This window comes from Paractinoplanes atraurantiacus, assembly GCF_900215205.1.
Taxonomy (GTDB): Bacteria; Actinomycetota; Actinomycetes; order Mycobacteriales; family Micromonosporaceae; genus Actinoplanes; species Actinoplanes atraurantiacus.
The window spans coordinates 485023-511963 of the sequence record NZ_OBDY01000003.1 but is presented as its reverse complement, the minus strand read 5'-3'; the positions used below and the strand labels follow the sequence as shown (position 1 = coordinate 511963).

The following is a 26941-nucleotide window of genomic DNA, read 5'->3' as shown; positions in this document are numbered from 1 at the left end:
TCACTCTCTCAGAACGATCAGAAGCACAAGGATGCTCGCAGAACAGAGGCGATCTGATCCGCCGCCACGCGTGCGTCGTCGATCACCGCCAGCTTGCGGGCGAAGCCGTGGTTCACGCCCATATAGCGCGTGTGCACCACCGGGACCCCGGCCGCCAGCAGCGCGTCCGCGTAGTCGGCGCCCTCGTCGCGCAGCGCGTCGTACTCGGCCGTGATGATCAGGGTCGGCGGCATTCCGGCCAGGTCCGCCGCCAGCGGGGCCACATCGGGCGTGAACCGCAGCCGGGGATCGGGGACGTACGTCTCCCAGGCCAGCTTCATCGAGGCGCGGTCGAGGCCGTACGAGCCGACCTCGTCGTACGACTCCGAGGCGGTCATCGGGTCGATCGCCGGGTAGATCAGCACCTGGTGGTCGAGCGGCGTGGCCTGGTCGCGCTGCCGCCGGGCGGCCACCGTGGCGAGCTGACCGCCGGCGCTGTCGCCGCCGATCGCCAGCCGCGACGGGTCGACGCCGAGATCCGCCCCCGACTTGCGGACGAACGCCAGCACCGTGTCGACGTCGTCCTGGGCGGCCGGGAAGACATGCTCGGGGGCCAGCCGGTATTCCACCGACAGCACCGCGCAGCCCGAGCGGTCGGCGATCCGGCGGCACAGCCGGTCGACGGTCTCGACGGTGCCGTAGCACCAGCCGCCGCCGTGCAGATAGACGAAGACCGGAGCGTCCGTACGCGTGGCGTAGAGCCGGCACGGCACACCGTCGGCGTCCACGTCGACCACCACCGGCAGCGGCAGCTCCGGCCCGGTCTCCACCTCGATCGCGTCGATCATCGCCTGGCGGACGGCCTGGAGCTGCTCGTAAGGGTCGGCAGAGGAGAGGACGGGCGGCCGGGAACGGAGCCCGGCCGCCGCCGTGACCTGCGGGTTCAGCATGATCAGTCGAGCTGCGCGAGAACCAGGCCGCCCCGGGCCTTCGGGGTGAACCACGTGCTCTTGCGAGGCAGTTTCTGCCGCTCCAGGTTGACCGTGACGAAGTCGTCGACGGTGACCGGCGCGATCAGCACGGCCAGCTCGGAACGGCCCTCGTCGACCTCGCCCCGCAGCCACTCGGCCGGGTAGTCACCGCCGATGTACGACACGCGCTTGTCGCCGGCGTCGAGGCCGAGCGTGTCGCGCAGCAGCACCCGCTCGACCAGCGCGTGGTCGAGGTTGTCGACGGCCGACAGGTTCGTGTTGACGGGGAGGCCCAGCGTGAAGGTGCGCCCGGAGGCGTACACCTCAATCGTCCCTTTGGAAGGCACCTGCGCGGGTCGCGGCACCTCGGTGACCGTCGCGCCGGCCGCGCGCAGCCGGGCCAGGAACTCGTCGAGCGGCACCGGCAACTCGCTGACCAGGCGGTTGTAGGGCTGGATGGCGACCGAGGCGGGCGTGGTGACGACCGCCAGGAAGCGCGGGAAGCCGGCCGTCTGCGCGGCCAGGCTGCGATGGTTGCCGTCGGCCACGACCAGCTCGCCACCGCCGGCCAGCCCGGTCAGCTCGTCCTGGAGCGCGCCGGGACCGACGACCCAGATGGCGTGGGTACGGCCGGTCTGATCGGTGTCGGTCGCGGCCGGCTCGCCGGCCCCCTCGATCGCCGCGGCGAGGGCCGCGTGCAGCTCCTCACCCCTCGTGGTCTGCAGCAGCAGGACGGGCGAGAGCAGGGTGCCCAGCGCCTCGGCCAGGGCCACGCGCTCGCGGACCTTCTCGATGAAGACTTCCTCGTTGCGGATCACCAGGCCGGGCTCGTCGGCCCGGGTGGAGATCTGGTCGGTGTCGACCATGCTCCAGAGCCCGTACGCCGGCGGCTCGCCCTCGCCGGTGATCCGGTAGAGCACGACGACCCGCTCGGCCGGGGCGTAGCTGCCGTCGGCGCGCTCCAGCGCGAGCCGGGCCACCGCGTCCGGCAGGGCGTCGGTGAACGACTTGCCGAGCGAGTCGGGCGCCAGATGCGGCATCTCGACAGCGAGAGAACTATGCGGATTGTCGGCGATGATGGACGTGATTTCGGCGTCGTCGGCGAATTCGTCGTAGTTCTGGGCGCCGGTGCCACCAGTGGTGACCCAGGCCTTGCTGATCGGGTGCACGACCGTCATGTCTGCCAAGTTACCGGGCGCGCCGCTGATGCTTGCCGACGGGCATGTTGCCCCGTGACCTGGCCTGCTGCCCTCTGCGCCAGTCGCCGACGGGCCGTTGCAGGGGCAGCGCCGAGACCGTGACCGGCGGCGCCACCAGGCGTGCCAGGTCGGGTGCTAGATCAGTCCAGTCACCGCGCTGGACGGCGATGGTGGACAGCGCCACCGCTTCGGTGTCGGCCATTTCTGTTCTCCGTCGTGGATGAGGCGTATCTCACCCCATCCAACGACTCGTACGGAGAAGCGGAAGCCGGTCAGTCAAAAATGGGACCGATGTCCCTCGAACGCTTCAGCTCGTAGAAGCCGGGGGTGCCGGCCACGAGCAGAACGCCGTCCCACAGCTTGCCGGCCGCCTCGCCCTTGGGGGCGGGAGTGACCACCGGGCCGAAGAAGGCGACCTTGTCGCCGTCGCCGTTCGGGCCGGGCGCGTGGATGACCGGGGTGCCGACGTCGGTGCCGACCGGCTTCATGCCGGCGTCGTGGCTGCCGCGCAGCGCGTCGTCCCAGGCGTCACTGGTGGCCGCGTCGGCCAGCGCGGTGTCGAGGCCGACCTCGGACAGGGCCTCCTTGTAGAGCTTTTCGTCGAGCTCGTACTTCTGCAGGTGGATGCGGGTGCCGAGCGCGGTGTAGAGGTCACGCAGGACCTGGGGGCCGGCGGCCTCCTCGGCCGCGATACAGACCCGTACCGGGCCCCAGCCCTTGGTCATCAGGGCCTGGTACTCCTCGGGCAAGTCGCGGCCCTCGTTGAGCACGGACAGGCTCATCACGTTGAAGCGGACGTCGAGGGGACGGACCTTCTCCACCTCGAGCAGCCACCGGGAGGTCATCCAGGCCCACGGGCAGATGGGGTCGAACCACATGTCGACGGTTGAGCGTTCGGTCATGTGTCGATACTCCTCCAAGCAACTATCTATTGCTCGACTGTCCTGTCCAGGACGCCGGGTGAGGTGTGCCACCCGTAGCCGTCCGCATAGGCTGAGCGGGAAAGCTTGTGCGCTCAGAGGAGAGTGACTGTGGCCGGAGTTCGTAATTTGACCCAGGTGGAGGCGGCCGAGCGGGCTCGCCTGCTCGAGGTCACCGGGTACGACATCACGTTGGACCTCACCGACGGCCACGGCAACCCCGGCGACGGCACCTTCCGCTCCACCACGGTCGTGACGTTCACCTGCCGGGAGCCGGGGGCCGAGACCTTCATCGAGGCCGCGGCGGCCTCGGTGCGGTCGGCGACCCTGAACGGGCAGCCGCTCGACCTGGCCGGGTTCTCGGCCGAGAAGGGCCTGACCCTGACCGGCCTGGCCGCCGAGAACGAACTGGTGGTCGACGCCGACTTCGCCTACTCGGCGAGCGGTCAGGGGCTGCAGCGCAGCCTCGACCCGGTGGACAAGGAGATCTACCTCTACAGCCAGTTCGAGACGGCCGATGCCCAGCGGGTGTACGCCGCGTTCGACCAGCCCGATCTCAAGAGCGTCTACACGTGGCACGCCACGGTGCCGGCGCACTGGAAGGTCATTTCCAACAGCCCGGCCGAGCGCGAGGAGAAGGCCGGCCCGGGCGCCAAGACGGTGCACTTCGAGAAGTCGGCGCGGATGAGCACGTACATCACCGCGCTCTGCGCCGGGCCGTACCACGAGGTGCGCGACGAGCACGACGGCATCTCGCTCGGCGTCTTCAGCCGCGCCTCGATGGCTCAGTACCTCGACGCCGACAACCTGTTCGAGGTCACCAAGCAGGGCTTCGACTTCTTCCACGAGCAGTTCGGCGTGCGCTACCCGCTCGCCAAGTACGACCAGCTGTGGGTGCCCGACTTCAACGCCGGCGCGATGGAGAACTTCGGCTGCGTGACGCACGCCGAGGCGCACTACATCTTCCGCTCGCAGGTCACCGACTTCGAGTACGAGCAGCGGGCCAACACGATCCTGCACGAGCTCGCGCACATGTGGTTCGGCGACCTCGTGACCATGCGCTGGTGGAACGACCTGTGGCTCAACGAGTCGTTCGCCGAGTGGGCCAGCCACTGGTGCAACACCCGGGCCACCCGCTTCACCGACGCCTGGACGACGTTCCTGTCGGTGCGCAAGAGCTGGGGCTACCGCCAGGACCAGCTCTCCTCGACCCACCCGGTCTACACGGAGATGCCCGACCTGGAGGCCGTCGAGGTCAACTTCGACGGGATCACGTACGCCAAGGGCGCCAGCGTGATCAAGCAGCTCGTGGCCTACGTCGGCCTCGAGCCGTTCCTGAGCGGCCTGCGCGCCTACTTCGGCAAGCACGCCTGGAGCAACGCCACCTTCGACGACCTGCTCACCGAGCTCGAGGCCGCCTCCGGCCGCGAGCTGCGCAAGTTCGCCGCCCAGTGGCTCGAGACGTCGCAGGTCAACACGCTGCGCCCGCTGGTCGAGATCGGCGCCGACGGCTCGTACACGAGCGTCGTGGTGCAGCAGGAGGCCCCGGCCGACTACCCGACGCTGCGCACCCACCGCATCGGCGTCGGCCTCTACGACCTCGAGGGCGACCGGCTGGTCCGGCGCGACCGGCTCGAGATCGACGTGACCGGCGAGCGCACCGAGATCTCGGCCCTGGCCGGGGTCAAGGCGGCCGACGTGCTGCTGCTCAACGACGACGACCTGACGTACGCGAAGCTGCGGCTCGACGAGCGCTCGATGGCGACCGTGGTGCGCCACATCGCCGGCCTCGACTCGTCGCTGGCCCGGGCGCTGTGCTGGAACGCGGCGTGGGACATGCTGCGCGACGCCGAGCTGGCGGCCCGCGACTACGTGACGCTGGTCTGCTCGGGCCTGCCCGCCGAGACCGACATCAACCTGTCGACGTACACGTTCCGCCAGGCCTCGACCGCGATCGCCCAGTACGCCGACCCGGCGTGGCAGGCCACCGGATACGCGCAGCTGGCCGAGCTCGCCCGCACCCAGCTCGCCGCCGCGGCGGCCGGCAGCGGCTGGCAGCTCACCTGGGCCCGGGCGTTCATCGGGGCCGCGCGCACCGGGGACGAGCTGGCCGTGCTGCGCGGCTGGCTGGGCGGCGAGGGCGTGCCCGAGGGCCTGGTCGTCGACACCGAGCTGCGCTGGTCGCTGCTGCAGGCGCTGGCGTCGCTGGGCGAGGCCACCGAGCAGCAGATCGAGGACGAGCTCGCCTCCGACCGGACGGCCAGCGGCGAGCGCGAGGCCGCGGTGGCCCACGCCCTGATCCCGACGGCCGAGAACAAGGCCCGGGTGTGGGCGAAACTGACCGGCGAGGGTGTGCCCAACTGGCTCAACCGCTCGCTGCTGACCGGCTTCCAGAGCACCAAGCAGGTGGAGCTGACCGCGCCGTACGCGACGAAGTTCTTCGACGTGGTCGGCGACGTCTGGGCCCGCTCGGACAGCGAGCCCGCGCAGGAGTTCGCGATGCTGGGCTACCCGGTGTACCAGATCAGCGAGGAGACGGTGGCGCTCACGGACGCGTGGCTCGCCCGCGACGGTCAGCCGGCGTCGCTGCGCCGCCTGGTCGCCGAGGGCCGCGACGGCATCCTGCGGGCCCTGAAGGCCCGCGCCAAGGATGTCTCGGCCGCGAGCTAGAGCCAGGCCGCGGGGGCGATCCGCATCGGATAGGGGGCGTCGAGCTTGACCGGCTCGGCGCCCTCGACGCTGTGCACCGCCTGGTAGCGGTCGCCCGCCAACGCGTACGTGTGAAGCAAAGGTGTCGCCCGTCCCGGCTCGACCCGCCAGAAGCTCGCGATGCCGGCCTCGGCGTAGAGCGACGGCTTGAGCAGGCGGTCGAAGCGCTGGGTGGCCGGCGTCTCGATCTCGACCACCAGGGCGACATCGGCCGGATCGCACCAGACCGAGCCGGACGAGCGCGGGCGCAGCACCAGCACGTCGGGCACCAGGTTGCTGTCGCCCATCTGGATGCCGACCCGGTCGCAGACCCACCAGCCGGGCGGCGCCGACGAGCGCAGCGAGGTCACCACGCCGCGGACGGTCGCCTCGTGCGACTCGGGCGGGGGCGGCGACGCGTGCAGGCTGCCGTCGACGATCTCGTAGCGGTGACCGTCCTGCGGGAACAAGTGGAGGTCGGGCTCGCTCCACTCGCCCTCGGGGGCGCTCCAGTGCGCGAGGGTGTACGAAGCCGGGCTCGTCAGTCCCACACCGGACCACCTCCATCACCGTGGGCTACAAGCCTAGCGACAGAGTGTTGTTACCGCCCGGTTTCGCCTACGAAAAAGCCCCCGGTTACCCGAGGGCTTTTATCGCAGTAAATGTCAGCTGCGACCGGCGTGCGACGCGAGCTGGTCGAGACCGGCCATGACGCCGCCGGCCAGGTCGCCGCCGGCGAAGGCGGCCGACATCGACAGCCCGGCCAGCTTCGCGTCCCGGTCGGAGATCCGCTTGCGGGCCTGGCTGCCGGTCACGATCTCCAGCTTGCGCTGGTTGGGCGAGATCGCCAGCAGAACCGCGTTGTCGGCGTCCTTGACCTGGGCGGCCAGCTTCTCCGCGAACTCGCGGGTGGGCGTCTCGAACTCGCCGATGTAGACGCTGAACGTCAGACCGGTGGACTCGTCGGCCACCCGCAGCGCCTCGTCGAGACGCAGCAGCTGCCGCGTGGTGAACGGGCCGTCCTCGACCTCGTTGCCGGAGGACGCGTGGACCAGCGTGTCGCCACCGGGCTCGTCCAGGGCGGTCAGCGCCTGGCCTTTCCGAGGCTGCTTGCCAAGGTCACCAGCTGTCACTTGCGCCTCCTGTAGGACCGGGCTTGACCGGGGCTCCGGAGCTGTCCTCCAGGACCTGCCCAGCGGTCAGCGCCGGCTGAGCGGCAGTGGCGCCCACGAGCTTTTCCGGCCTGGCCAAGAACCAGATCGGCTGAAAGTCGTAGGGCCGGCCGGGCCGGTAGCGGTGTGTGCGCTTCGTGCGGTCGGCGCCGGCCATGACGAGCGCGGCGATCAGGCCGATGATCACCGCCGGAATGACCACGAAGACCAGAACGGTGCTTGAAATCGACAACGTCAACGCCCCCAGGCGCCTGAATTCCCTCGAACTGATCCGAACAACTGTCACGGTAGCGGAGCGCAGGTCATGCCGTTGCGCCGGGTCTATAACTTCAGATCCGGCTTTAGTCCTCTTAAGGGTGGCAGGGCGGGGCGGTCGGATGGTCCGCCGATGGGGATCTCGGCGAAAAGGGCTTGGAGATGCGAAAATCACCCACACGCGCCGTTCGTGTCCCTGCGTCACCGGACGGCAGGAGGGGGAATCGATGCGCATTCACGTCCCCGCCGCCCTGGCGGCGCTCCTTCTGGGCCTGTTCGTCCCGATCGTCCTGGTCGGCGCGGAGCCGGCGCGGGCCGCCGCGATCTTCCTCGAGGTCAACCCCAGCACCGTGCCCGTCGGTGACGAGCTGGGGCTCCGCGCGTCCTGTGACGACAATCTCAAGGCAGCCACGGTCACGTCCGGGCTGTTCGGAACGGTCACGGTGGCGCCCCAATACGGCTTTCTGACGGCGACCGTACGCGTCCCGTCCGGTGCCCGGCCCGGCGACTACCAGGCCGAGCTGCGCTGCCCCGACGGCCACACGACGGTGGCCACGATCCACGTGGTGGCCAAGGTGGAACCGGCCCGCGGACCGGCCACCGGCGGAGGCGGCACCGCACCCGGCCGCAACGCGCCCGTGCTGATCGGCGGCGGCCTCGCGGTCATCGCCGCCGGCGTCGTCCTCGGCGCGGTGTCCCTGCGCCGCCGGTGGCTCGGCTGAGGCCCCGGCGATGACCGGCCAGCCCCCGCCGCGCCAGTCACCGTCCCGCCCCTCACCGCGCCCCGACCCCGCGGACCAGGGCGCCGGGCGCTCCGGCACCCCGAGCCAGGGCGCCGCGCGCTCCGGCACCCCGAGCCAGGGCGCCGCGCGCTCCGGCACCCCGAGCCAGGGTGCCGCGCGAGAAAGGGCCGCGCGGGGCGGCTGGGCCGGGCGGAGCTCCTCGGGGTCCGATCGGCGTGATCCGATGAGCGGGCCGCGGATGCCGGAGTCGGTGCTGCGCAAGAAACCGGCGCAGATCGCGGCGCCACCACCCGGCATGATCACCGGGCCGCTGCCGGCGCCGTCACCCCTGCCCGGGCGTCACCCCTTTCGCCAGGCGAGCCCCCGCCCGCTGCCGAAGTCGCCGCCCCGGCCCACCCGCGGCCGCAAGCCGTGGCCGATCGGGATGATCGCGCTCGCCCTGCTCTTCGTCGGCCTGTTCGTGGTCGCGATGGGGCTGGGCGCGGCGACCAACCTCGACCTGGGCGGTCTGTTCGCGGGCCACGAGAAGAACGAGCCGCCGCCGCGCTCGTTCCCGGTGCTCGACCCGAGCCGGCCGCTGCGCCTGACCATCCCGGCGATCAAGGTGAAGGCGCCGATCCTCGAGGTGGGCTGGGCCGACGACGGCACCGTGGACGTGCCGCCGCTGGAGCGGCACAACGAGGCCGGCTGGTTCGACGGCGGCCCCACGCCGGGCCAGTTCGGGCCGTCGCTGATCGTGGGTCACGCGGACACGCGTACCGGACCATCGGTCTTCCATGCCCTGCCCAAGCTCAAGCCGGGCCAGCGGATCGAGGTGCAGCGGGCCGACCACTCCGTAGCGATCTTCGAGGTCAACTCGGTCGAGCACTTCGACAAGGGCAAACTCCCGGTCCAGCGCGTCTACGGCGACTTCAGCCGCCCGTCCCTGCGCCTGCTGACCTGCGGCGGCCGCTGGATCGGCGGCAGCACCGGCTACCAGGACAACATCGTCGTCTTCGCCTCACTCATAGACACCCGAGACTCTTAGCCCCGGCGCGAACCGCGATTTGCCCCGTTGAGCGAAGCGAAGCCAGCAGCACAGACAATTAAGCCGCCTCGGCTTCCAGAGCCGGGGCGGCAGGGAGGTCGAGCCAGTCGGCCCAACGGGGGTCTGGCGTGCGGTGCCCGAGGACCCGCCACGCCACACCGCGTGGTGCGGCCGGTATCTGGTGGAGCCTCCAGCCGAGCTCGGCCGGGGTCTTGTCGCCCTTGCTGTGGTTGCACTTGGCGCAGGCCGCCACCACGTTCTCCCAGGCGTGCAGGCCTCCGCGGCTGCGCGGGAAGACGTGGTCGATGGTCTCGGCCGAGCCGCGGCAGTAGGCGCAGCGGCCGCCGTCCCGGGCGAAGATCGCTCGGCGGGAGAGACCGACATGGGTGCGGTACGGAACCTTCACGTACCGGGTGAGGCGCACGACCGAGGGGACCGGAAGGTTGGTGTGCACGCTGTGCAGGATGCCGTCGCCGTCGGAGACGCACTCTGCCTTGGCGGTCAGGACGAGGATGGTCGCTCGACGCACCGATACGACGCACAGCGGCTCGTAGGTGGCGTTCAGAACCAACGCGGATGAGCCCACTATGGGTCGTATGTCAGGCATCAAAGTTCACCCTTCGGGTAAAGCGTTACTGGCGCTCCTGCGTGCGTAGACGGAACCTTGTGCGCCAATAGTCCCTGATGGATGGCCAAATTGCGAGCGAAATCCGTGGCCGGAGGGTAAACGTCTGAGGTCAGCGCGCTGTGCGACACCTGAGAGGCGGGTCCGGGCTTCCCGGTACGGTTGTGCCCCGTGTTGCTTCTAGCCCCATCCCCCTCACCCTCGCCCGACGTCTACACGACGATCAACGTCGAAGAGGTCTGCAAGACCGACGCGCTCTGCAGCCGGGTCCTGGAGTGGACCGGCAACCAGTGGCTGGCCAGCAGCAGCTACGTGATCATCGTGAAGCCGCTGCGGATCATCGGCATCATCCTGATCGCGCTGCTGATCCGCTGGCTGCTGCACCGGGCCATCGACCGCCTGACGCACACCACGACCCGGGCCTCGATGCCGGCGCTGCTCAAGCCGCTGAAGGAGAAGGCGGCGCAGACCGCCGAGGAGGGGCAGTACATACCGGAGCGCCGCCGCCAGCGGGCCGAGGCGATCGGGTCGGTGCTGCGCAGCTTCGTCAGTGCCGTCGTCTTCACCATGGCGGCCTTGCTCGTCCTGGGTGAGTTCGGCTTCAACCTGGCCCCGCTGCTGGCCAGCGCCGGCATCGTCGGCGTGGCCCTCGGCTTCGGCGCGCAGAGCCTCGTCAAGGATCTGATCGCCGGTCTGTTCATGCTTCTGGAGGACCAGTACGGCGTCGGCGACACGGTCGACCTGGGCGAGGCCACCGGCGTGGTCGAGACGGTCGGCCTGCGCATCACCACGGTGCGCGACGCGCGCGGCGTGCTCTGGTACATCCGCAACGGCGAGATCGTGCGGGTCGGCAACAAGAGCCAGGGCTGGGCCATGGTGGTCATCGACATCCCGATCGGCTTCGTCAACTCCGAGCACGCCATCGGGGTGCTCAAGGAGGCCGCGCAGCGGGTGGCCGACGCGCCCGAGCACCAGACCGAGTTCCTCGAGCCGCCGGACGTGGTCGGCGTCGAGCAGCTGACGGTCGACGGCGCCGTCATCCGCACGATCGCCAAGACGACTTCGGACGGTCAGGTCGCCGTGCAACGTGATCTCCGGAAAGCGCTGACCGAGTCGCTGGAGACGAGCGGGCTCTCCGAACGCATCGCCGCCTCTCGATTGCTTCCGCGCAGCGCGGTGCCGCCGGCGTACCTCGGCAATTCCGCTGCGGACCAGCAGCCGGGCGGAGCTACCTGACCTGCGATCAGGGCGTACGGAGGAGGGCTGAACTCGACCGTTTGGCCGACATTCCGCCCGTACGCCCTAGCATCGACTCGGACGATCGGGCAGAATCCGCCTTGAGCATTTGCACATGCGGCATCACGTTCCCGGCGGGCGTCGACCCCCGCCCGGGCGCGCACGGCGTTCGCCGCGACCCGGTGACAGCCGAGATCGAGAGAGGACCTGGTGTCCGAGGCGGTGACAGAGAGCGATAGGAAGGTCACCTTCCGCGACCTGTTCGGCGTGCGCGAATACCGTGCGCTCTACCTCTCGCTGATCGTCAACTGGGTCGGTGACTACCTCGCCCGCGCCGCCATCACCGTCCTCGTCTACGAGGAGAGCAAGTCCGTCCTCATGTCCGCGGCGGCGTTCGCGGTCAGCTTCCTCCCCTGGGTCGTCGGCGGGCCGCTGCTGTCCGCGCTGGCCGAGCGCTACCCGTACCGCCGGGTCCTGATCACGGCCGACCTGTTCCGCATGGTCGTCATCGCGATGCTGCTCATCCCCGGCGTGCCCATCCCCGTCATGCTCCTGCTGGTCTTCCTGGCCAGCCTGGGCACGCCGCCGACGCAGGCCGCCCGGTCGGCCCTCCAGCCGCTGGTGGTCGGGCGCGACAAGCTGCCCATCGCCGTCGCCACCAACGCGACGACAGTGCAGGCGGCCCAGGTGTTCGGATACATGGCCGGCGCCGCCCTGGCCACCGCGATCAACCCGCAGGTGGCCCTGGCCATCGACGTGGTCACCTTCGCGGTCTCGGCCGCCCTGATCGCCTGGGGTGTGCAGCCCCGGCCGGCCGCGCACGACCGGTCCGAGCGCCGTCACCTGCTGCGCGAGTCGGGCGAGGGCTTCCAGCTGGTCTTCGGCACGGCGACCCTGCGTTCGATCGCCATCATGGTCTTCGTCCTGACGATGTTCGCCGTCGTGCCCGAGGGCCTGGCCGCCGCGTGGGCCGCCGAGAGCGACCCCGACTCGGCCACCCGCGGCCTCGACCAGGGCCTCATCATGGCGGCCGGCCCGATCGGCTTCGTCGTCGGCGGCCTGCTGATCAGCCGGCTCGCCGGCCCCGAGCTGCGCGACCGGCTGGTGCGGCCGCTCGCGGTGCTCGCCGCACTCGTGCTGGTGCCGGCCCTCGCCGGCCCGCCGGCCCCGGTGGTGGCCGTGCTGGTGGCGCTCTCCGGCATCGCGCAGGGCGGGATCACACCCACGCTGAACGCCCGGTTCGTGCTCATCCTGCCGCACGGGTACCGCGCCCGGGCGTACGGCGTGATGCAGACCGGCATGCAGCTCAGCCAGTTCGCGGCCGTCATGGTCACCGGCCTGCTGGCCGACCACTTCTGGCTGCCGCTGGTGGTCGGCCTGTGGAGCGTCGGAGGCGCGGTGGCGATGGGCGTGCTGGCCGCCAGCTGGCCGAGCCGGGAGGCGTTCACGGCGGCCACCGAGCAGGCGTCACCCGAGCACGAGCATCACGGCCGTCACAGGGCCGCGGCCTGACCGGTTCCCGGCGCGGCTGGCAGGATGGAACGGTGACCGACCCCGCCAACTTTTTCGAAGCCGTCGGTGGCGAGCCCACGTTCCGGCGTCTCGTCGACCGGTTCTACGAGGGTGTCGCCGACGATCCCCTGCTGCGCCCGATGTACCCGGAGGAAGACCTGGGCCCGGCGGCCGACCGGCTGACCCTGTTCCTCATGCAGTACTGGGGCGGCCCGAACACGTACCAGGCCTCCCGGGGCCACCCCCGCCTGCGCATGCGCCACGCACCCTTCGTGGTCGACCTCGCGGCCCGCGACGCCTGGCTCAAGCACATGCGCGACGCGGTCGACAGCCTGGAACTCCCGAAGCCCTTGCATGACCAGCTTTGGGACTATTTGGAGCGGGCCGCCCATTTCATGGTTAATGCCTGAGTCGTTGAGCGGTAGGAATCCGCTGCTCAACTGACCTGGAGCCTTTCGCATGCGTCGCCGCTTGCTTGCCGCCGCCACCATCGCCGCCGCCGCCGTGGCGTGCGCGCATCCCGCCGCGGCCGACCTTGCCCAGCGCACCGTGGTGTCCGCGAACCCGGTGGACTTCACCCCGCACGTCCTCGACGGCACGGTCTGGTCGATGACCATCGTCGGCGACACGGTCGTGGTCGGCGGCGCCTTCACGAAGGTCACCGACAGCACCCGCCGGACCACGTTCGCCCGCAAGAACATCTTCGCGTTCGGGCTGAACGACGGGGCCGTCCGCGGATTCGCCCCGCAGGTCGACGGGGCGATCTACGCCCTGACCGCGGGTGAGGACGGGACGGTGTACGCCGGCGGCGCCTTCAAGACCGTCAACGGGGCGGCCCAGCGAGGCCTCACCCGCCTGACCATGGGCGGGCAGCGGGTCAGCGCGTTCAACGCGAAAATCAACTGGGGGGACGTCCGGTCGCTCAACGCGCGGGGTTCCCGGTTGTACGCGGCCGGCACGTTCTCGGCGATCAACGGCGTCAACCGGGCCGGGCTGGCTCGTCTCAGCGCGGCCACGGGGGCCGTGGACACCGGATTCGACGCGAAGCTGACGGCGCCCGGGTTGAGCCGGACGCGGGTGGAGCACTTCGACATCTCACCGGACGGGCGGAAGCTGGTCGCGGTGGGGGCGCTGCTCAGGGCGAGCGGGTACGACCGGACGCAGATCGCGATGTTCGACGTCGGCGGGCCGTCGGCGCAGCTGACCAGCTGGTACACGGACGCGTACAAGCCGCAGTGCATGAAGGGCTTCGACACGTACCTGCGGCAGGTCAAGTTCTCGCCGGACGGGTCGTACTTCGTGGTGGCCGCCACCGGGCGGGCCAGCTCGCCGGATCGGCTGTGTGACTCGGCGGCCCGGTTCGAGGTTGCGGGCTCGGGGCGTCACAATCCGACGTGGGTGCAGCGGACTGGTGGGGATTCGCTGTACGCGGTTGCGGTGACCGGGTCGGCGGTCTACCTCGGTGGGCACCAGCGCTACTTCGACAACCCGTACGGCTCGGACGCCAAGGGCCCCGGCCCGGGTGCGGTTTCCCGGCCCGGCATCGGGGCGGTCAGCCCCACGACGGGCCGGTCGCTGACGTGGAACCCCACGCGCTCTCGCGGGGTTGGGGTTCGGGTGTTTGTGGTGCACTCCCGGGGGCTGCTCGTCGGGTCTGACACCGATCAGCTGGGGCGGGAGTACCACGGGCGGGTGGGGATGTTCCCGTTGGGTTGAGCTGGGTGCATACGGCTGCTGAGCTGGCTGGCTTCGCTTCGCTCCGCGGGCGATTTGCGCCTGGGAGGTTGATGAGAAGTGTGGGGTTTACCAACGCCGCAAAGAACACGGCGTCGGTAAACCCCACACTTCTCATCAACGGGGCAAATCGCGGGCCGCTCACATGGATGGCAGCGCCATGGAAGATTTGACCGTTTTGGGTGGGGACTGGGCTTAGTGCTACAGCAGGGCGCCCTCGTCGTGGAGCCAGTCGACGAAGCTGGTGGCTACGGCGGCGCCGCAGTCCAGGAGCTCTACCAGTAGGGCGTCGTGGGTGCCGGCGGCCAAGGGGACCTGGAGCTCTGCATAAATTGGGAGTTGGCCTCGTTCGGTGGGGTCGCCCACGTAGGCCTTGCAGAAGCGGCGGGTGTGGTTCCACTCGTTGACCACGCGGTAGGCGCGGTCGGCCCAATCCGGGGGGACCGTCGAGTGGGGGCGGGCTCGCATGACGAGGATCTCGTCGTCGGGGCCCTCGAGGGTGAACAGCACGGCGTGCCGTTCCCACATCGCCAGGAGGCTGCCGCCGCCGTCGGCCAGGAACCGGATGTCGAGCAGGTCCAGCGCCTTGCCGATGCGGGTCAGCGTCACCGGCGCGACCGTTTCGGGCTCCTCGGAGGCGACCGTGTCGGCCGGAACCGGAAGCCGGCCGGGCTCTCGTTGGGCCGGAACTCCGACCCGTACGGCACTGCGAACCGTCGAATCGTCGTCGGTCTCCACCGGGTTACCCGCGGCCGAGCCCGGACGCCATGACCACCACGGCATCTTTGCGCACCTCACTCCCCAGCAGACCCCACCGCCGGACGTAGCGAGTGGATCCGAGGGCCGACGGTACCCGTAGGTTTCGCGGAGGTCATCCCCCCAACCGGAGGGCGCAACCGGTTGTCCGATACGGCATCACCCTTTCGGGTGATCGACTATAGGCATAACGGTCAATTTATTGACGGCCTGTAGCCACGCCACTCCATATGGTGCAGAAAGTCCCACCCAGCGCCCCGCTACTCGTACGCGCGTCGCCGGACCCTCAGTGTCTCCCGCGCCGAGGAAACCCATCCGGGAAATCGCCTGAACGAGTCGCTGGGACACCTCGACCGGGCGGCCGCCGGGCGGCGTCACGACGAGAGCGACATGGTCGAGGAGCGCGTCACGGACGGCCCGCTGACCGACCGCCCGTCCACTGAGGCCGCTCGCCGTCACCTCGCGCAGCGTCCCGGCGGCCGCGGCGGCCAGCCGGCTCAGCTCGGCGCCGGAGACCGACTCGACCGTCTCGCCGCCGGCCGGCGGCAGCGGCCAGCGCCACTGCGCGTCCCGCAGCGGCGGCAGCTCGTCTCCCCCGCGGGCCAGCACGTCCAGCAGCTCACGGGCGGCGACGGTGGCGTCCTGCGGACCCTGCCCGGCCACCTCGCGGGTGACCAGCACGTCCCAGGGCAGCCGGGCCCAGAGCGCCACCCGGCCGCCGGAGGTCTTCAGGCGGACGGGAGCGCCCGGGTCGAGCCGAACCAGCCGAGCCAGGAAGGCGCCTGCGTCGGGGACACCGAGCAGACCGTGGGAGCTCATGACGCGACGTACGGTCGCAGGAACTCTCTTTCCGCCTCGCTCAGGCGCCGAGGGTGGCCCTGAGCGAGGTGGTACGGCACGCAGACCGACTTGGCCCGGCTGGCCAGCACGTCGCCGTCGTACAGCTCGTACGAGACCGTGAAGGCCGCGGCGCGCACCTCGGAGATCCACATCTCGACGCGGACCGGATCTCCGTAGTCGACCGGGCGCAGATAGTCGATCTCGTGGCGGGCGATGACGATGCCCTCCTCGAACGATCCCAGGCCGTGCTTGCGCGCGCCGACGAAGAACATGGCAACGCGCGCCTCCTCGTACAGCGTGAGGAAGCGCGCGTTGTTCACGTGCCCGTACGCGTCCATGTCGGACCAGCGCACGGGCACGTCGTAGACGAATCTCTCAGTCACGAGTGAGCTTGCGGTACGTCACCCGGTGCGGGCGGGCGGCGTCGGCGCCGAGACGGTCGACCTTGTTCTTCTCGTACGCCTCGAAGTTGCCCTCGAACCAGAACCACTTGTCCGGGTCCTCGTCCGTGCCCTCCCACGCGAGCATGTGGGTCGCCACCCGGTCGAGGAACATCCGGTCGTGGGAGATGACCACGGCGCAGCCGGGGAACTCGAGCAGCGCGTTCTCCAGGCTCGACAGCGTCTCGACGTCGAGGTCGTTGGTCGGCTCGTCGAGCAGGATCACGTTGCCGCCGATCTTCAGCGTCAGCGCCAGGTTGAGGCGGTTGCGCTCACCACCGGAGAGCACCTTGACCGGCTTCTGCTGGTCGGGGCCCTTGAAACCGAAGGCCGCCACGTACGCCCGGGACGGCATCTCGACCTTGCCGACCATCAGGTGGTCGAGACCGTCGGAGACGACCTCCCACACCGTCTCGTCGCCGCCCAGACCCTCGCGGTTCTGGTCGACGTAGGACAGCTTCACCGTCTCACCGACGCGGACGCTGCCCTCATCCGGCTGCTCGAGCCCGACGATGGTCTTGAACAGCGTGGTCTTGCCGACGCCGTTCGGGCCGATGATGCCGACGATGCCGTTGCGGGGCAGCGAGAACGACAGGTGGTCGATGAGCGTACGGCCGTCGAAGCCCTTGACCAGGTCTTTGGTCTCGATGACCGTGTTGCCCAGACGCGGGCCCGGCGGGATCTGGATCTCCTCGAAGTCCAGCTTGCGGGTCTTCTCCGCCTCGCTGGCCATCTCGTCGTACCGGTCGAGGCGGGCCTTGCTCTTGGTCTGGCGGGCCTTGGCGTTCGAGCGCACCCACTCGAGCTCCTCGGTGAGGCGCCGCTTGAGCTTGGCGTCCTTACGGCCCTCGACCGCGAGGCGCTGGGCCTTCTTGTCGAGGTACGTCGAGTAGTTGCCCTCGTACGGGTACGTGCGGCCGCGGTCGAGCTCGAGGATCCAGTTGGCCACGTTGTCGAGGAAGTACCGGTCGTGGGTGATGGCGATGACCGTGCCGGCGTACTTCGCGAGGTGCTGCTCCAGCCAGCTCACGCTCTCGGCGTCGAGGTGGTTGGTGGGCTCGTCGAGCAGCAGCAGGTCGGGCGCCTCGAGCAGCAGCTTGCACAGCGCGACCCGGCGGCGCTCACCACCGGAGAGCTGAGTGACGTCGGCGTCCGGCGGCGGGCAGCGCAGCGCGTCCATGGCCAGCTCGAGCTGGGAGTCGAGGTCCCAGGCGTTGACGTTGTCGAGCTGCTCCTGGAGCTTGCCCATCTCCTCCATCAGCTCGTCGGTGTAGTCGGTCGCCATCTCTTCGGCGATCTTGTTGAACCGGTCGAGCTTGGCCTTGGTCTCGGCCACGGCCTCCTCGATGTTGCCGAGGACGGTCTTGGACTCGTTGAGCGGCGGCTCCTGCGCGAGCATGCCGACGGTGTAGCCGGGCATCAGCCGGGCCTCGCCGTTGCTCAGCGTCTCGATGCCGGCCATGACCTTGAGCAGCGTGGACTTACCGGCGCCGTTCGGGCCGACCACACCGATCTTGGCGCCGGGCAGGAAGTTCAGCGTCACGTTGTCGAGCACGACCTTGTCGCCGTGCGCCTTGCGCGCCTTTTCCAGGACGTAGATGAACTGGGCCACGGTGCGCCCTACCTCCGTGATCGTTGAGTTGCGCCCGACTGAGCGCAGAATGCCGGGGCAATCTTTCCAGGTCGCCCGCCGACTCCCTAACTCAACCCCGCCACGGCGTCAAGGATTCCCCGCGTCACTCGAAATCGACGACGTCGTCGACCTGGTCCTTGCGGCCGTCGACGAACTCGATCTTGAGTTGCTTGCGGGAGATGAAGAACTGGTTGCCGTTGGCCGCGGTCGCCTCGTAGGCGTTCTCGCCGGTCTCCACGGCGTCAGTCAGCAGGAGGCCGTTGACGCCCTGGACCAGCTGCTTCTGCTCGCCGCCGGTCTTGCTCTGGTAGAACAGCCGGCCGCCCGGGTCCTGGCAGATCCAGACCACGGTGCCCCGGTCGGTCACGTACCGGTGCAGGCGGCGCAGCTGGTCGGAGAAGCCGAGGCTGCGCGCCTTGGCCAGCGTCTCGGACGGGCAGAGGTCCTCGGCCGCGATGGCCGGCGCCGGCGGCGACACGGACTCCTGCGGCTGCTGGTTCTGCTGTTGTTGCTGCTGCTCCTGTTCGCGCGCCTCGTCGCGGCGCTGCTTCTCGCCGAGCACGAATCCGGTGGTCATTCCGATGATCGTGAGGAAAACGGTGGCAATGACCACAGGGAAGAAGATCGGCCGCCGTGGCGGGGAAAGATCATCCGGAGGTGTCACGCGCCCAGAATGACACCCGGCCGCCACCAGGGCCACGGCGGCCATTGAAGACTGGGCACGCCCCGTGCTGCTACGCACAGTAGGCTCACAGGGGGAACAGAAACGACCCGGAGGTGCACTCAGCGTGGCCGAACGAAGTTCCTTCGTCGTAGTCGCCAACCGTCTGCCCGTCGATGAAGTCACCACCCCGGACGGGGAGCGCCAGTGGCGCACGAGTCCGGGCGGCCTGGTCACCGCGCTCCATCCGGTGCTGACCGAGCACGGGGGCACGTGGATCGGGTGGGCCGGTGGCACCGGCGAGGCGCCCGAGCCCTTCGAACTGGAGGGCATCCACATCCACCCGGTGCCGTTGAGCGCCGAGGAGCTGGAACGCTATTACGAGGGCCAGTCCAACGCGACCATCTGGCCTCTCTATCACGACGCCGTCGAGACGCCGGTCTACAAGCGGCGCTGGCGCGAGACGTACCGCCTGGTCAACCAGCGCTTCGCCCAGGCCGCGGCCGAGGTGGCCGACGAGGGTGCGACCGTCTGGGTGCAGGACTACCAGCTTCAGCTGGTGCCGGCGATGCTGCGGGAGCTGCGCCCCGACCTCAAGATCGGGTTCTTCCTGCACATCCCGTTCCCGCCGATCGAGCTGTTCATGCAGATGCCGTTCCGGGCCGAGGTGCTGCGCGGCCTGCTCGGCGCCGACCTGGTCGGCTTCCAGCAGCGGCTGGCGGCGCAGAACTTCGTACGCCTGGCCCGGCACCTGCTGGGTCTGCGCTATGAGGGCCAGTCGATCCAGGTGGACGGCCGCAAGGTCAAGGCGGGCGCCTTCCCGATCAGCATCGACACCCGCGAGATGGAGCGGATGGCGGCCGACCCCAAGGTCCAGGCCCGCGCCAAGGAGATCCGGGCCGAGCTCGGCGACCCCAAGACGATCATCCTGGGCGTCGACCGGCTCGACTACACCAAGGGCATCGAGCTGCGCCTCAAGGCGTTCCGCGAGCTGCTGGCCGACGGCAAGCTCAAGGTCGGCGACGCGGTGATGGTGCAGGTGGCGACACCGAGCCGCGAGCGCGTCGAGCATTACCAGACGCTGCGGGTGAAGGTCGAGCGCGAGGTGGGCCGCATCAACGGCGAGTTCGGCCGGGTCGGCGTGCCGGCCGTGCACTACCTGCACCAGTCCTACAGCAAGCAGGAGCTGGCCGCGATGTACGTGGCGGCCGACGTCATGATGGTGACGCCGCTGCGCGACGGCATGAACCTGGTCGCCAAGGAGTACGTGGCCTGCCGGGCCGACACCGGCGGGGCGCTGGTGCTCAGCGAGTTCGCCGGGGCCGCCACCGAGCTGCGCCAGGCGTTCCTGTGCAACCCGCACGACCCCGACGGCGTCAAGGACGCGCTGCTGCGGGCCGTCGCGGCCGAGCCGGCCGAGCTGAAAAGGCGCATGCGGGTGATGCAGCGCCACCTGCGCACCCATGATGTGGCGCAGTGGGCCCACACGTTCCTGGACGCTCTCGCCGAGGCGGCCGGCGGCCGCGAGATCACCGATCAGTCGACGTAAAGGCAGAACGGGTGGCCGGCCGGGTCCTGAAAGACCCGGACGGTCTCCTGCGGCTGGAAGTCGGCGAGCGTCGCACCCGCCTGGGTGGCGTGGGCGCACGCCGCTTCCAGATCGTCGACCTTGATGTCGAGGTGGGCGCTCATCTGCGGATCGCCCGGCCCGGCCGGCCACACCGGCCGCACGTACTGTTTCTCGGTCTGGAAGGAGAGCCCGGCGCCGCCACCCGGCGCGCCGAGGATCACCCAGTCCGTCTCCTCCGTGGTGATGCTCCAGCCCAGCAGCCGGTGGTAGAAGTCCGCCAGCTCCCGGGCGTCCGGAGCGTCCAGCACCGTGCTCGTCAACGTCATTCGCGGCCGTCCGTCCATATTCACGGTCGTACCCGGTGTGTAGTGGTTCTATACCCCTACGTGAACGACGTCGCCGATGACGACGATGGCCGGCGGATGGATGCCGGCCTCGGCCGCGTCGGCGGCGATCGAGCCGAGCGTGCCGCGCAGCGAACGCTGGTGTGCCGTCGAGCCCTCCTGCACCACCGCGGCCGGCGTCTCGGCCGAGCGGCCCTCGGCGATCAGGCGTGCGGCGATCTTCGGCAGGTTTTTCAGGCCCATGAGGACGACGACGGTGCCGCGCATCTTCGCCAGCGCCGGCCAGTCGACGAGTGAGGCGCCGCTGTCGGGCGCGACGTGCCCGGAGACCACGGTGAACTCGTGGGCCACGCCCCGGTGGGTGACCGGGATGCCGGCCAGCGCGGGCGCGGCGATCGAGCTGGTCACGCCGGGGACGACGAGCACCGGGACGCCGGCCTCGGCGCAGGCGATGGCCTCCTCGCCGCCGCGGCCGAAGACGAACGGGTCGCCGCCCTTGAGCCGCACCACGAACTTGCCCTCGAGCGCGCGCTCGACCAGGATCCGGTTGATCTCCTCCTGGGCCTTCTGCGGCCCGTACGGGATCTTGGCGGCGTCGACGAACTCGACCTCCGGCCGCAGGTCGCCCAGGAGCATGCCCGGCACGAGGCGGTCGGCCACCACCACGTCGGCCGCGGCGAGCAGCCGGCGGCCCTTCACGGTGATCAGCTCGGGGTCGCCGGGGCCGGCGCCGACCAGGGCCACGCCCTTGTACTCCTCCGTCGCGGCCGGCGCGCTCTCCAGAGCATGCGCGACCAGGTCGCGGACGGCCATCGCGCGCCGCCGGTCGCCGCCGTCGGTGACCGCGACCGTGACCTGGCCCTGGCGGGTGACCGCGGGCGTCCACGCGGTGGCCGCCTCGCGGTCGTCGGCGCGGACGCAGAAGATCCGGTGCTCCTCGGCGGCCGCGCTGACCTGCTCGGCCGCCGCCGGGTCGTCGATCGCGACGTGGACGAGCCAGGCGCCGTCGACGTCGCCCGGCTCGAAGCGCCGCGCCGTCCAGGTGGCCCGGCCGGCGTCGACGTGGCCGTGCAGGGCCGGGCTGAGGTCGGGCGAGACGATCTCGACCCGCGCGCCGGCCGCGATCAGGGCCGGGACGCGGCGGGTGGCGACGGCGCCGCCGCCGACCATCAGCACCCGGCGGCCGGTGAGCTTCAGACCGAGAGGGTAGACACTCATTTCTCGGACACTCCCGCGGAATCGAACGTGGCGACCTCGTGCAGCACCCGGACGGCGGCTTCGACGACCGGCAGCGCGAGCACGGCGCCGCTGCCCTCGCCCAGGCGCATGCCGAGGTCGAGCAGCGGCTCCAGGCCCAGGTGGGCCAGGGCGACGGTGGCGCCGGGCTCGGCCGAGCGGTGCCCGGCGACCATGGCGGCGACCGCGTCGGGGGCGAAGGCGGCGGCGGCCAGCGCGGCCGAGGCGGCGATGACCCCGTCGATGATCACCGGCACCCGGCGGGCGGCGGCGCCGAGGATGAAGCCGGTCAGCGCGGCGTGCTCGAGACCGCCGACCGCGGCCAGCACGCTCAGCGGATCAGCCTTGTCGGGCCGGTGCAGTGCCAGAGCTCGGCCCACCACCTCGACCTTGTGGTCGAGGGTGGCGTCGTCGATGCCGGTGCCGCGGCCGGTCACCTCGGCCGGGGCGAGGCCGGTGAAGGCGGCGATCAGGGCCGCCGCCGGAGTCGTGTTGGCGATGCCCATGTCGCCGGTGAGCAGGCACTTGGCGCCGTTGTCGACCAGCGCGCCGGCCACGCCGAGGCCGACCTCGACCGCGGCCAGGGCCTCCTCGCGGGTCAGGGCCGGCTCGACCGTCATGTCCCGGGTGCCGCGGCGCACGTTCGCGTCGAGCAGGGTGGCGCCGCCGTGCAGCGGGATGGCCACGCCGACGTCGACCACCATGACGTCCGCGCCGGCCTGCCGGGCGAACGCGTTGACGACCGCGCCGCCGGCCACGAAGTTGGCCACCATCTGGGCGGTGACCTCCTGCGGCCACGGGCTGACGCCCTGGGCGTGCACGCCGTGGTCGCCGGCGAAGACCGCGACCGTGGCCGGGGTGGGCAGCGGCGGCGGGTTGACCCCGGCCAGACCGGCCAGCCGCACCGAGAGCTCCTCGAGGGCGCCCAGCGAACCGGCCGGCTTGGTCAGCCGGGCCTGGTGCTCGCGGGCGGCGGCCATCGCCGGCTCGTCGGCGGGACGGACGGCGGCGAGGGTGCCCTCCAGCGATGCGGTCACGCTTGCTCCTCGATGACGGCGGTCAGGGTCTCGACGAATGCGTCGGTGGTGGCAGTGTCGCGCACCGCCAACCGCAGCCAGTCGGCGCCCAGGCCGGGGAAGGTGTCGCCCCGGCGCACGGCATAGCCGCGTTCCCGCAGCTCCAGCCTGATTTTGTCGGCCCCTTGGAGGCGTACGCTAACGAAGGCACTGGCCGGAGCCCCAGCGACCGTGACCTTCGGCACTTCGCCGAGCCTGCGCAGCAGGTGAGCCCGGTCCGCCGCGAGGCGGCGGGCGATCTCCCGCTCGGCCGCGATCGCGGTGGGTGACGCGCAGGCGAGAGCGGCAGCCAGGGCGGGCGTCGACACGGCCCAGAGCGGCTGGGCGGCGGCGAGCCGTTTCAGCAGATCGGCCGGGCCGAGCAGATATCCGATCCGCAGGCCGGCCAGGCCCCACGTCTTGGTCAGGCTGCGCAGCACGACCAGGCCGGGCAGATCGCGCCGGGACGCGAGCGACTCCGGCTCCCCCGCGACACCCTCACGGAACGTGGTGTCGGAGAACGCCTCGTCGACCACCAGCACGCGGCCCGGACGAGCCAGGGCGGCGATCTCCGCAGCCGGGTGCAGCACGGAGGTCGGGTTGGTGGGATTGCCGACGAAGACGAGGTCGGCGTCGTCGGGCACGTCCTCTTTTTTGAGGCGAAACCCATCCTCCTCGCGCAGCAGCACGCGGTCGACCACGTGGCCGGCGTTCAGCAGCGCGGCCTCCGGCTCGGTGAACTGCGGGTGGACCACGACTGGGTGATTCGCGCCCCGCAGCGCCTGGGCCAGCAGGACGAAGCCCTGGGCCGCACCGGCGGTCAGAAGGACCTCTTCACTGACACGGCCGTGCCTGAGAGCCACGGCCGCGGTGGCTTTCTCGGCTTGGGGGTACGCCTTCAGGTCGCTCAGCGAGCTCATCAGCGGCTGGGCGAGCCAGGGCGGCATGGGCTCGTGCCGGACGTTGACCGCCAGGTCGATCAGGCCCGGGCCGACCTCCGTGTCGCCGTGATGGCCTAGGTCGAGGGACATGGCATCAGGATGCCCGACCGTGATACGCACGTTACTTCGGCTGTTCCGTGAGCAAATAAGAGGTTTTGTCATACCTTCAAGGGGTGGCAGCCGGAAAAGTCGCTCCCCTCGTCCGTGCCGGCCTGATCGCGGGACTCGTGGTCGCCGGCCTCGCCTATCCACTGGCCGCCCTCGCCGGGCTCGGCGTCAAGGCCGGCACCGAAGCCCTCGACGGCCTGCCCGAAAAGCTCATCGAGGTGCCCACCGCGCAGACGACGTACGTCTACGCCAACGACGGCAAGACGCTGCTTACCACGTTCTACGAGGAACACCGCAAGCCGGTGAAGATCGCGGACATGTCGCCGTACGTCACCCAGGCCATCGTGGCGTCCGAGGACACCCGCTTCTACGAGCACAACGGGGTCGACGCCAAGGGCGTGGCCCGGGCCTTCGTCGCCAACCAGAAGGCCGGCGGGGTCTCGCAGGGCGCGTCGACCCTGACCATGCAGTACGTCCGCATGGCCCTCCGCGACGGCGCGCAGACCCCCAAGGAGGCGCTCGAGGCAACCGAGCAGACCACCTCGCGCAAGCTCCGCGAGATGCGGCTGGCCATCGAGCTCGAGAAGCGGCTCACCAAGGCCGAGATCCTCGAGCGCTATCTCAACTCGGCGTACTTCGGCCACCGGGCGTACGGCATCTTCGCCGCCTCTCAGGTCTTCTTCTCGAAGTCGCCGAAGAATCTGACCCTCACCGAGGCCGCCCTGCTCGCCGGCCTGGTCAAGGCGCCCTCGGCCTACGACCCGGCGACACAGGACCGGCAGGCGGCCACCGACCGCCGCAACTACGTGATCGACCAGATGGTCAAGATGCGCACGATCACCGCGGCCCAGGCGGCCGACGCCAAACGGGCGAAGATCACGCTGAAGCTCTCGTCGCCGCCCAACGACTGCATCTCCATCGCCGACCCGCACAACGACTGGGGCTTCTTCTGCGACTACTTCAAGTCGTGGTGGAAGGAACAGCCGGCCTTCGGCAAGAGCGTCTCCGACCGCGAGGAGAACCTGCGGCGCGGCGGCTACCGGGTGGTCACGTCCATCGACCCCAAGATTCAGGCGTACGCGATGGAGCACGTCCTCGACAAGGAGAAGCGCCGCAGCCGCATCGCGCACGGTCAGGTGATCATCGAGCCGGGCACCGGCCGGGTCGTCAGCATGGCGGTGAACCGGCGCTACTCCCTCGACCAGTCCGGCAACGAGAAGCACAGCCGCTACCGCCACCTGAAGGGCAACTTCCCGAACACGGTGAACCCGCTGCTCGGCGGGGGCTCGATGGCCGGCTACCAGGCGGGCTCCACGTTCAAGATCTTCACGATGCTGGCGGCCCTGGACGAGGGGATGCCGCTGTCGACGTCGTTCTACAGCCCGCAGAGGTTCTACTCGAAATACATCACGGCGCCCGGACCGGCGACGTGCGGCGTGCACTGGTGCCCGAAGAACTCGACGTCGTCGATGACAGGCGATCAGACGATGTGGAGCGGCTTCGGCAAGTCCGTGAACACCTACTTCGTGCAGCTCGAACAGAAGGTGGGCGCGGAGAAGGCGGTGAAGATGGCCGAGCGGCTGGGTCTGCGCTGGCGTACGGACGTGGACCGCAGGCTGGCGACGCCGGAGCACGCGTCGGGGTGGGGAGCGTTCACGCTGGGCGTGAGCGACGCGACGCCGATCGAGATGGCGAACGTCTTCGCGACACTGGCGGCGGAGGGCAACTACTGCGAGCCGCTGCCGGTGAAGTCGATCGTCGACCGCAACGGCCGGACGGCGACCTATCAGGGCAAGGAGATCGCGGCGCCGCGCTGCCACCGGGCGGTCTCGGTCGACGTGGCCCGCGCGGCGACGGACGCGGCCCGCTGCGTGACCGGATACGGGGCGGCCCGGGGCGGCTGCGGGGGCTGGGGCACGTCGGAGATGGTGTACGGGGTCCTCAAACGCCCGGTGGCCGGCAAGAGCGGCACGACCGACAGCAACAAGACGGCCTGGTTCTGCGGGTTCACGCCCCAGTTGGCGGCCGCGGCGTTCGTGGCCGACCCGGACAACCCGGAGAGGAACGTGGGCACGAGCCGAGGGACGGTCTCGAAGTACACGGTGGCGGAGACGCTCAAGGACGCCCTGAAGGGCCAGCCGAAGCTGAAGTTCACCCCGCCCTCGGACGCGATCGTCTCCAAGTCAAACCGCGACCGCGACCGTGACCGCGACTCGGACAGCGACCGCGACTCGACCTCCGACCGCGACCGCGACTCGGACTCCGACCGCGACTCGTCGGATGACGACTCCGGCCGCATGTCGGACGCCGGCAACGACGCCGACCGCGACTCACGCCGCCACTCCGACGACGCCGACCACCGCCGCTCCGACGACTCGGAGCGCCGCAACTCGGACGACTCCGAGCGCGACTCCCGCCGCCACTCCAACTCGGATGACGCCGAGCGCCGCAACACCGAGCGCGAGAACCAGGAGCGCGACTCGGGACGCGGCAACGCGGACGACGACTCCGGCCGCCGAAACCCGAACCCCGACGACACCAACCGCGACTAGCCGCTTTCAGGCGGCTGGGGCGGCGGGGCGGCGGCGCGGGGCGCGCCACTGGGCGTCGCGGCCGGTGAGGGCCAGGAGCTGGTCGAGCAGGGTGGCCTCGTCGTCGGTGACCGGGCGGACCGGGCCGAAGAGGCCGGGGGTGCCCTCGGGTGGGTACTGCGCGTTGAACTCGATGAGGATCTCCAGGGTGCGGGGGTCGGCCGCGTATTCCTGGCCGGTGGAACGGGCCAGGTCCCAGCCGTGGACGATCAGCTCGGTCATGGCGACGTGGCCGAGGGCGGCGGCGGGCATGGTGACGCCGCCGGCGGCCGAGGTGCCCGTCCAGGCGGTCTGCTCTTTCCAGGCGGTGGCGAGGTCTTCCAGGAGGACGGGGAGGCGGCTGCGCCAATGCCGGGACAGATGCTGGGCGGAGGGCTCGGGCGGCGGCTCGGAGGTGCCGGGGGCGTCGGCGCGTTTGCGGGCGGTCTGCGTGAAGGCGAAGGACAGGCCCATCAGATGATCGAGCAGAGCGGCGACGCTCCAGTCGGGACACGGAGTGGGGCCCAGCAGCTCGTGATTGTCGATGCCCAGCAGAAGCGCTCGCAGCACCCGAACCGGCGGGTCGAAGTCCAGCGGCACACGATCGGCCACGGCAGTCCTCCTTCGGGTCGTCCTCGTTACATTCACGTTACGGCGGGGGTACGACAGTTTCGTGCCTTGCGGAGGGCGTTTTCGCGGTGGTTCGCGCTTTCGGCCTGATCTATG

26 protein-coding genes and 1 pseudogene are annotated in these 26941 nt (G+C 70.3%); 9 read left to right on the top strand and 18 right to left on the bottom strand.

Annotation, left to right across the window (positions count from 1 at the left end):
• Positions 1-17 precede the first annotated feature (17 nt).
• The 4 genes from CRP55_RS11675 to CRP55_RS11660 all read right to left on the bottom strand — a co-directional run bounded on the left by CRP55_RS11675 (position 18) and on the right by CRP55_RS11660 (position 3051).
• The gene (locus tag CRP55_RS11675; protein WP_097319828.1) at positions 18-929 is read right to left on the bottom strand and encodes an alpha/beta hydrolase; all 912 of its coding nucleotides are present in this window, start codon (positions 927-929) and stop codon (positions 18-20) included.
• A 2-nt stretch (positions 930-931) separates the two neighbouring features.
• Positions 932-2128 carry a DUF1015 family protein gene (locus tag CRP55_RS11670; RefSeq protein WP_097319827.1) on the bottom strand — a complete coding sequence of 399 codons (1197 nt, stop codon included), beginning with the start codon at positions 2126-2128 and terminating at the stop codon, positions 932-934.
• 10 nt (positions 2129-2138) lie between these two features.
• Positions 2139-2351 (bottom strand): hypothetical protein, encoded by a 213-nt coding sequence (locus CRP55_RS11665; protein ID WP_097319826.1) that lies wholly within the window; start codon positions 2349-2351, stop codon positions 2139-2141.
• A 70-nt stretch (positions 2352-2421) separates the two neighbouring features.
• Positions 2422-3051, bottom strand: coding sequence for a mycothiol-dependent nitroreductase Rv2466c family protein (locus CRP55_RS11660; RefSeq protein ID WP_097319825.1), 630 nt, complete (start codon positions 3049-3051; stop codon positions 2422-2424).
• Between the two features lie 129 nt (positions 3052-3180).
• Between CRP55_RS11660 and pepN the strand changes: the two genes are divergently transcribed.
• Positions 3181-5739, top strand: coding sequence for an aminopeptidase N (pepN, locus tag CRP55_RS11655; RefSeq protein WP_097319824.1), 2559 nt, complete (start codon positions 3181-3183; stop codon positions 5737-5739).
• Here the strand turns inward: pepN and CRP55_RS11650 are convergent.
• From CRP55_RS11650 to ctaJ, 3 genes are all read right to left on the bottom strand, one after another.
• Positions 5736-6308 (bottom strand): Uma2 family endonuclease, encoded by a 573-nt coding sequence (locus CRP55_RS11650; protein WP_097319823.1) that lies wholly within the window; start codon positions 6306-6308, stop codon positions 5736-5738. The genes pepN and CRP55_RS11650 overlap by 4 nt on opposite strands.
• A 114-nt stretch (positions 6309-6422) precedes the next feature.
• Positions 6423-6812 carry a DUF5130 family protein gene (locus tag CRP55_RS11645; RefSeq protein ID WP_097319920.1) on the bottom strand — a complete coding sequence of 130 codons (390 nt, stop codon included), beginning with the start codon at positions 6810-6812 and terminating at the stop codon, positions 6423-6425.
• 64 nt (positions 6813-6876) lie between these two features.
• The gene (gene ctaJ, locus CRP55_RS11640) at positions 6877-7161 is read right to left on the bottom strand and encodes an aa3-type cytochrome oxidase subunit CtaJ (protein WP_245922932.1); all 285 of its coding nucleotides are present in this window, start codon (positions 7159-7161) and stop codon (positions 6877-6879) included.
• A 250-nt stretch (positions 7162-7411) separates the two neighbouring features.
• Between ctaJ and CRP55_RS11635 the strand changes: the two genes are divergently transcribed.
• Positions 7412-7906, top strand: coding sequence for a hypothetical protein (locus CRP55_RS11635; RefSeq protein ID WP_097319822.1), 495 nt, complete (start codon positions 7412-7414; stop codon positions 7904-7906).
• Positions 7907-8150: 244 nt separating this feature from the next.
• Entirely contained in the window at positions 8151-8954 is an 804-nt protein-coding gene (locus tag CRP55_RS11630) for a class F sortase (RefSeq protein WP_097319821.1), read from the top strand.
• Positions 8955-9012: 58 nt separating this feature from the next.
• Here CRP55_RS11630 and CRP55_RS11625 read toward each other — a convergent pair whose 3' ends face one another.
• Positions 9013-9561: an HNH endonuclease gene (locus CRP55_RS11625; RefSeq protein ID WP_097319820.1), complete on the bottom strand. Its 549-nt coding sequence runs from the start codon at positions 9559-9561 to the stop codon at positions 9013-9015.
• Between the two features lie 189 nt (positions 9562-9750).
• Between CRP55_RS11625 and CRP55_RS11620 the strand changes: the two genes are divergently transcribed.
• The 4 genes from CRP55_RS11620 (at position 9751) to CRP55_RS11605 (ending at position 14043) form a co-directional block, all read left to right on the top strand.
• A complete protein-coding gene (locus CRP55_RS11620; RefSeq protein ID WP_097319819.1) occupies positions 9751-10815 on the top strand; it encodes a mechanosensitive ion channel family protein in 1065 nt (354 codons plus the stop codon).
• Between the two features lie 210 nt (positions 10816-11025).
• Positions 11026-12327, top strand: coding sequence for an MFS transporter (locus tag CRP55_RS11615; RefSeq protein WP_245922931.1), 1302 nt, complete (start codon positions 11026-11028; stop codon positions 12325-12327).
• Positions 12324-12737 (top strand): globin, encoded by a 414-nt coding sequence (locus CRP55_RS11610; RefSeq protein WP_097319918.1) that lies wholly within the window; start codon positions 12324-12326, stop codon positions 12735-12737. Before CRP55_RS11615 ends, CRP55_RS11610 begins: the two co-directional genes overlap by 4 nt.
• Before the next feature lie 49 nt (positions 12738-12786).
• Entirely contained in the window at positions 12787-14043 is a 1257-nt protein-coding gene (locus CRP55_RS11605) for a delta-60 repeat domain-containing protein (protein WP_097319817.1), read from the top strand.
• Positions 14044-14262: 219 nt separating this feature from the next.
• Here the strand turns inward: CRP55_RS11605 and CRP55_RS11600 are convergent, their stop codons facing one another.
• The 5 genes from CRP55_RS11600 to CRP55_RS11580 all read right to left on the bottom strand — a co-directional run bounded on the left by CRP55_RS11600 (position 14263) and on the right by CRP55_RS11580 (position 18307).
• Positions 14263-14844, bottom strand: coding sequence for a type III secretion system chaperone family protein (locus CRP55_RS11600; RefSeq protein ID WP_097319816.1), 582 nt, complete (start codon positions 14842-14844; stop codon positions 14263-14265).
• Positions 14845-14976: 132 nt separating this feature from the next.
• The gene (locus tag CRP55_RS11595) at positions 14977-15636 is read right to left on the bottom strand and encodes a DUF8185 domain-containing protein (protein ID WP_097319815.1); all 660 of its coding nucleotides are present in this window, start codon (positions 15634-15636) and stop codon (positions 14977-14979) included.
• On the bottom strand, positions 15633-16040 hold the full coding sequence (locus tag CRP55_RS11590; RefSeq protein WP_097319814.1) for an acyl-CoA thioesterase: 408 nt from the start codon (positions 16038-16040) through the stop codon (positions 15633-15635). The genes CRP55_RS11595 and CRP55_RS11590 overlap by 4 nt, the downstream gene beginning before the upstream one ends.
• Positions 16033-17709 carry an energy-dependent translational throttle protein EttA gene (gene ettA / locus CRP55_RS11585; protein WP_097319813.1) on the bottom strand — a complete coding sequence of 559 codons (1677 nt, stop codon included), beginning with the start codon at positions 17707-17709 and terminating at the stop codon, positions 16033-16035. The genes CRP55_RS11590 and ettA overlap by 8 nt, the downstream gene beginning before the upstream one ends.
• Positions 17710-17833: 124 nt before the next feature.
• Positions 17834-18307: a hypothetical protein gene (locus tag CRP55_RS11580; protein ID WP_143234561.1), complete on the bottom strand. Its 474-nt coding sequence runs from the start codon at positions 18305-18307 to the stop codon at positions 17834-17836.
• Positions 18308-18518: 211 nt separating this feature from the next.
• Between CRP55_RS11580 and CRP55_RS11575 the strand changes: the two genes are divergently transcribed.
• Positions 18519-19940 (top strand): alpha,alpha-trehalose-phosphate synthase (UDP-forming), encoded by a 1422-nt coding sequence (locus CRP55_RS11575; protein WP_097319811.1) that lies wholly within the window; start codon positions 18519-18521, stop codon positions 19938-19940.
• Here CRP55_RS11575 and CRP55_RS11570 read toward each other — a convergent pair.
• Genes CRP55_RS11570 through cobC form a run of 4 tightly spaced genes read right to left on the bottom strand, consistent with a single transcriptional unit; the run spans position 19928 to position 23627 of the window.
• Entirely contained in the window at positions 19928-20287 is a 360-nt protein-coding gene (locus CRP55_RS11570) for a VOC family protein (protein WP_245922930.1), read from the bottom strand. The two genes, CRP55_RS11575 and CRP55_RS11570, sit on opposite strands and share 13 nt — an antisense overlap.
• A 48-nt stretch (positions 20288-20335) precedes the next feature.
• The gene (gene cobA / locus CRP55_RS11565) at positions 20336-21523 is read right to left on the bottom strand and encodes a uroporphyrinogen-III C-methyltransferase (protein ID WP_097319809.1); all 1188 of its coding nucleotides are present in this window, start codon (positions 21521-21523) and stop codon (positions 20336-20338) included.
• Positions 21520-22578 (bottom strand): nicotinate-nucleotide--dimethylbenzimidazole phosphoribosyltransferase, encoded by a 1059-nt coding sequence (gene cobT / locus CRP55_RS11560; protein ID WP_281260777.1) that lies wholly within the window; start codon positions 22576-22578, stop codon positions 21520-21522. Before cobT ends, cobA begins: the two co-directional genes overlap by 4 nt.
• On the bottom strand, positions 22575-23627 hold the full coding sequence (cobC, locus tag CRP55_RS11555) for an Rv2231c family histidinol phosphate aminotransferase CobC (RefSeq protein ID WP_097319808.1): 1053 nt from the start codon (positions 23625-23627) through the stop codon (positions 22575-22577). The genes cobT and cobC overlap by 4 nt, the downstream gene beginning before the upstream one ends.
• 65 nt (positions 23628-23692) lie before the next feature.
• Here cobC and CRP55_RS11550 point away from each other — a divergent pair.
• Positions 23693-25825: pseudogene (locus tag CRP55_RS11550) on the top strand (transglycosylase domain-containing protein); the annotation flags it as partial.
• Positions 25826-26203: 378 nt separating this feature from the next.
• Here CRP55_RS11550 and CRP55_RS11545 read toward each other — a convergent pair.
• Positions 26204-26827 (bottom strand): TIGR03086 family metal-binding protein, encoded by a 624-nt coding sequence (locus CRP55_RS11545; RefSeq protein ID WP_097319807.1) that lies wholly within the window; start codon positions 26825-26827, stop codon positions 26204-26206.
• Positions 26828-26941: the final 114 nt, after the last annotated feature.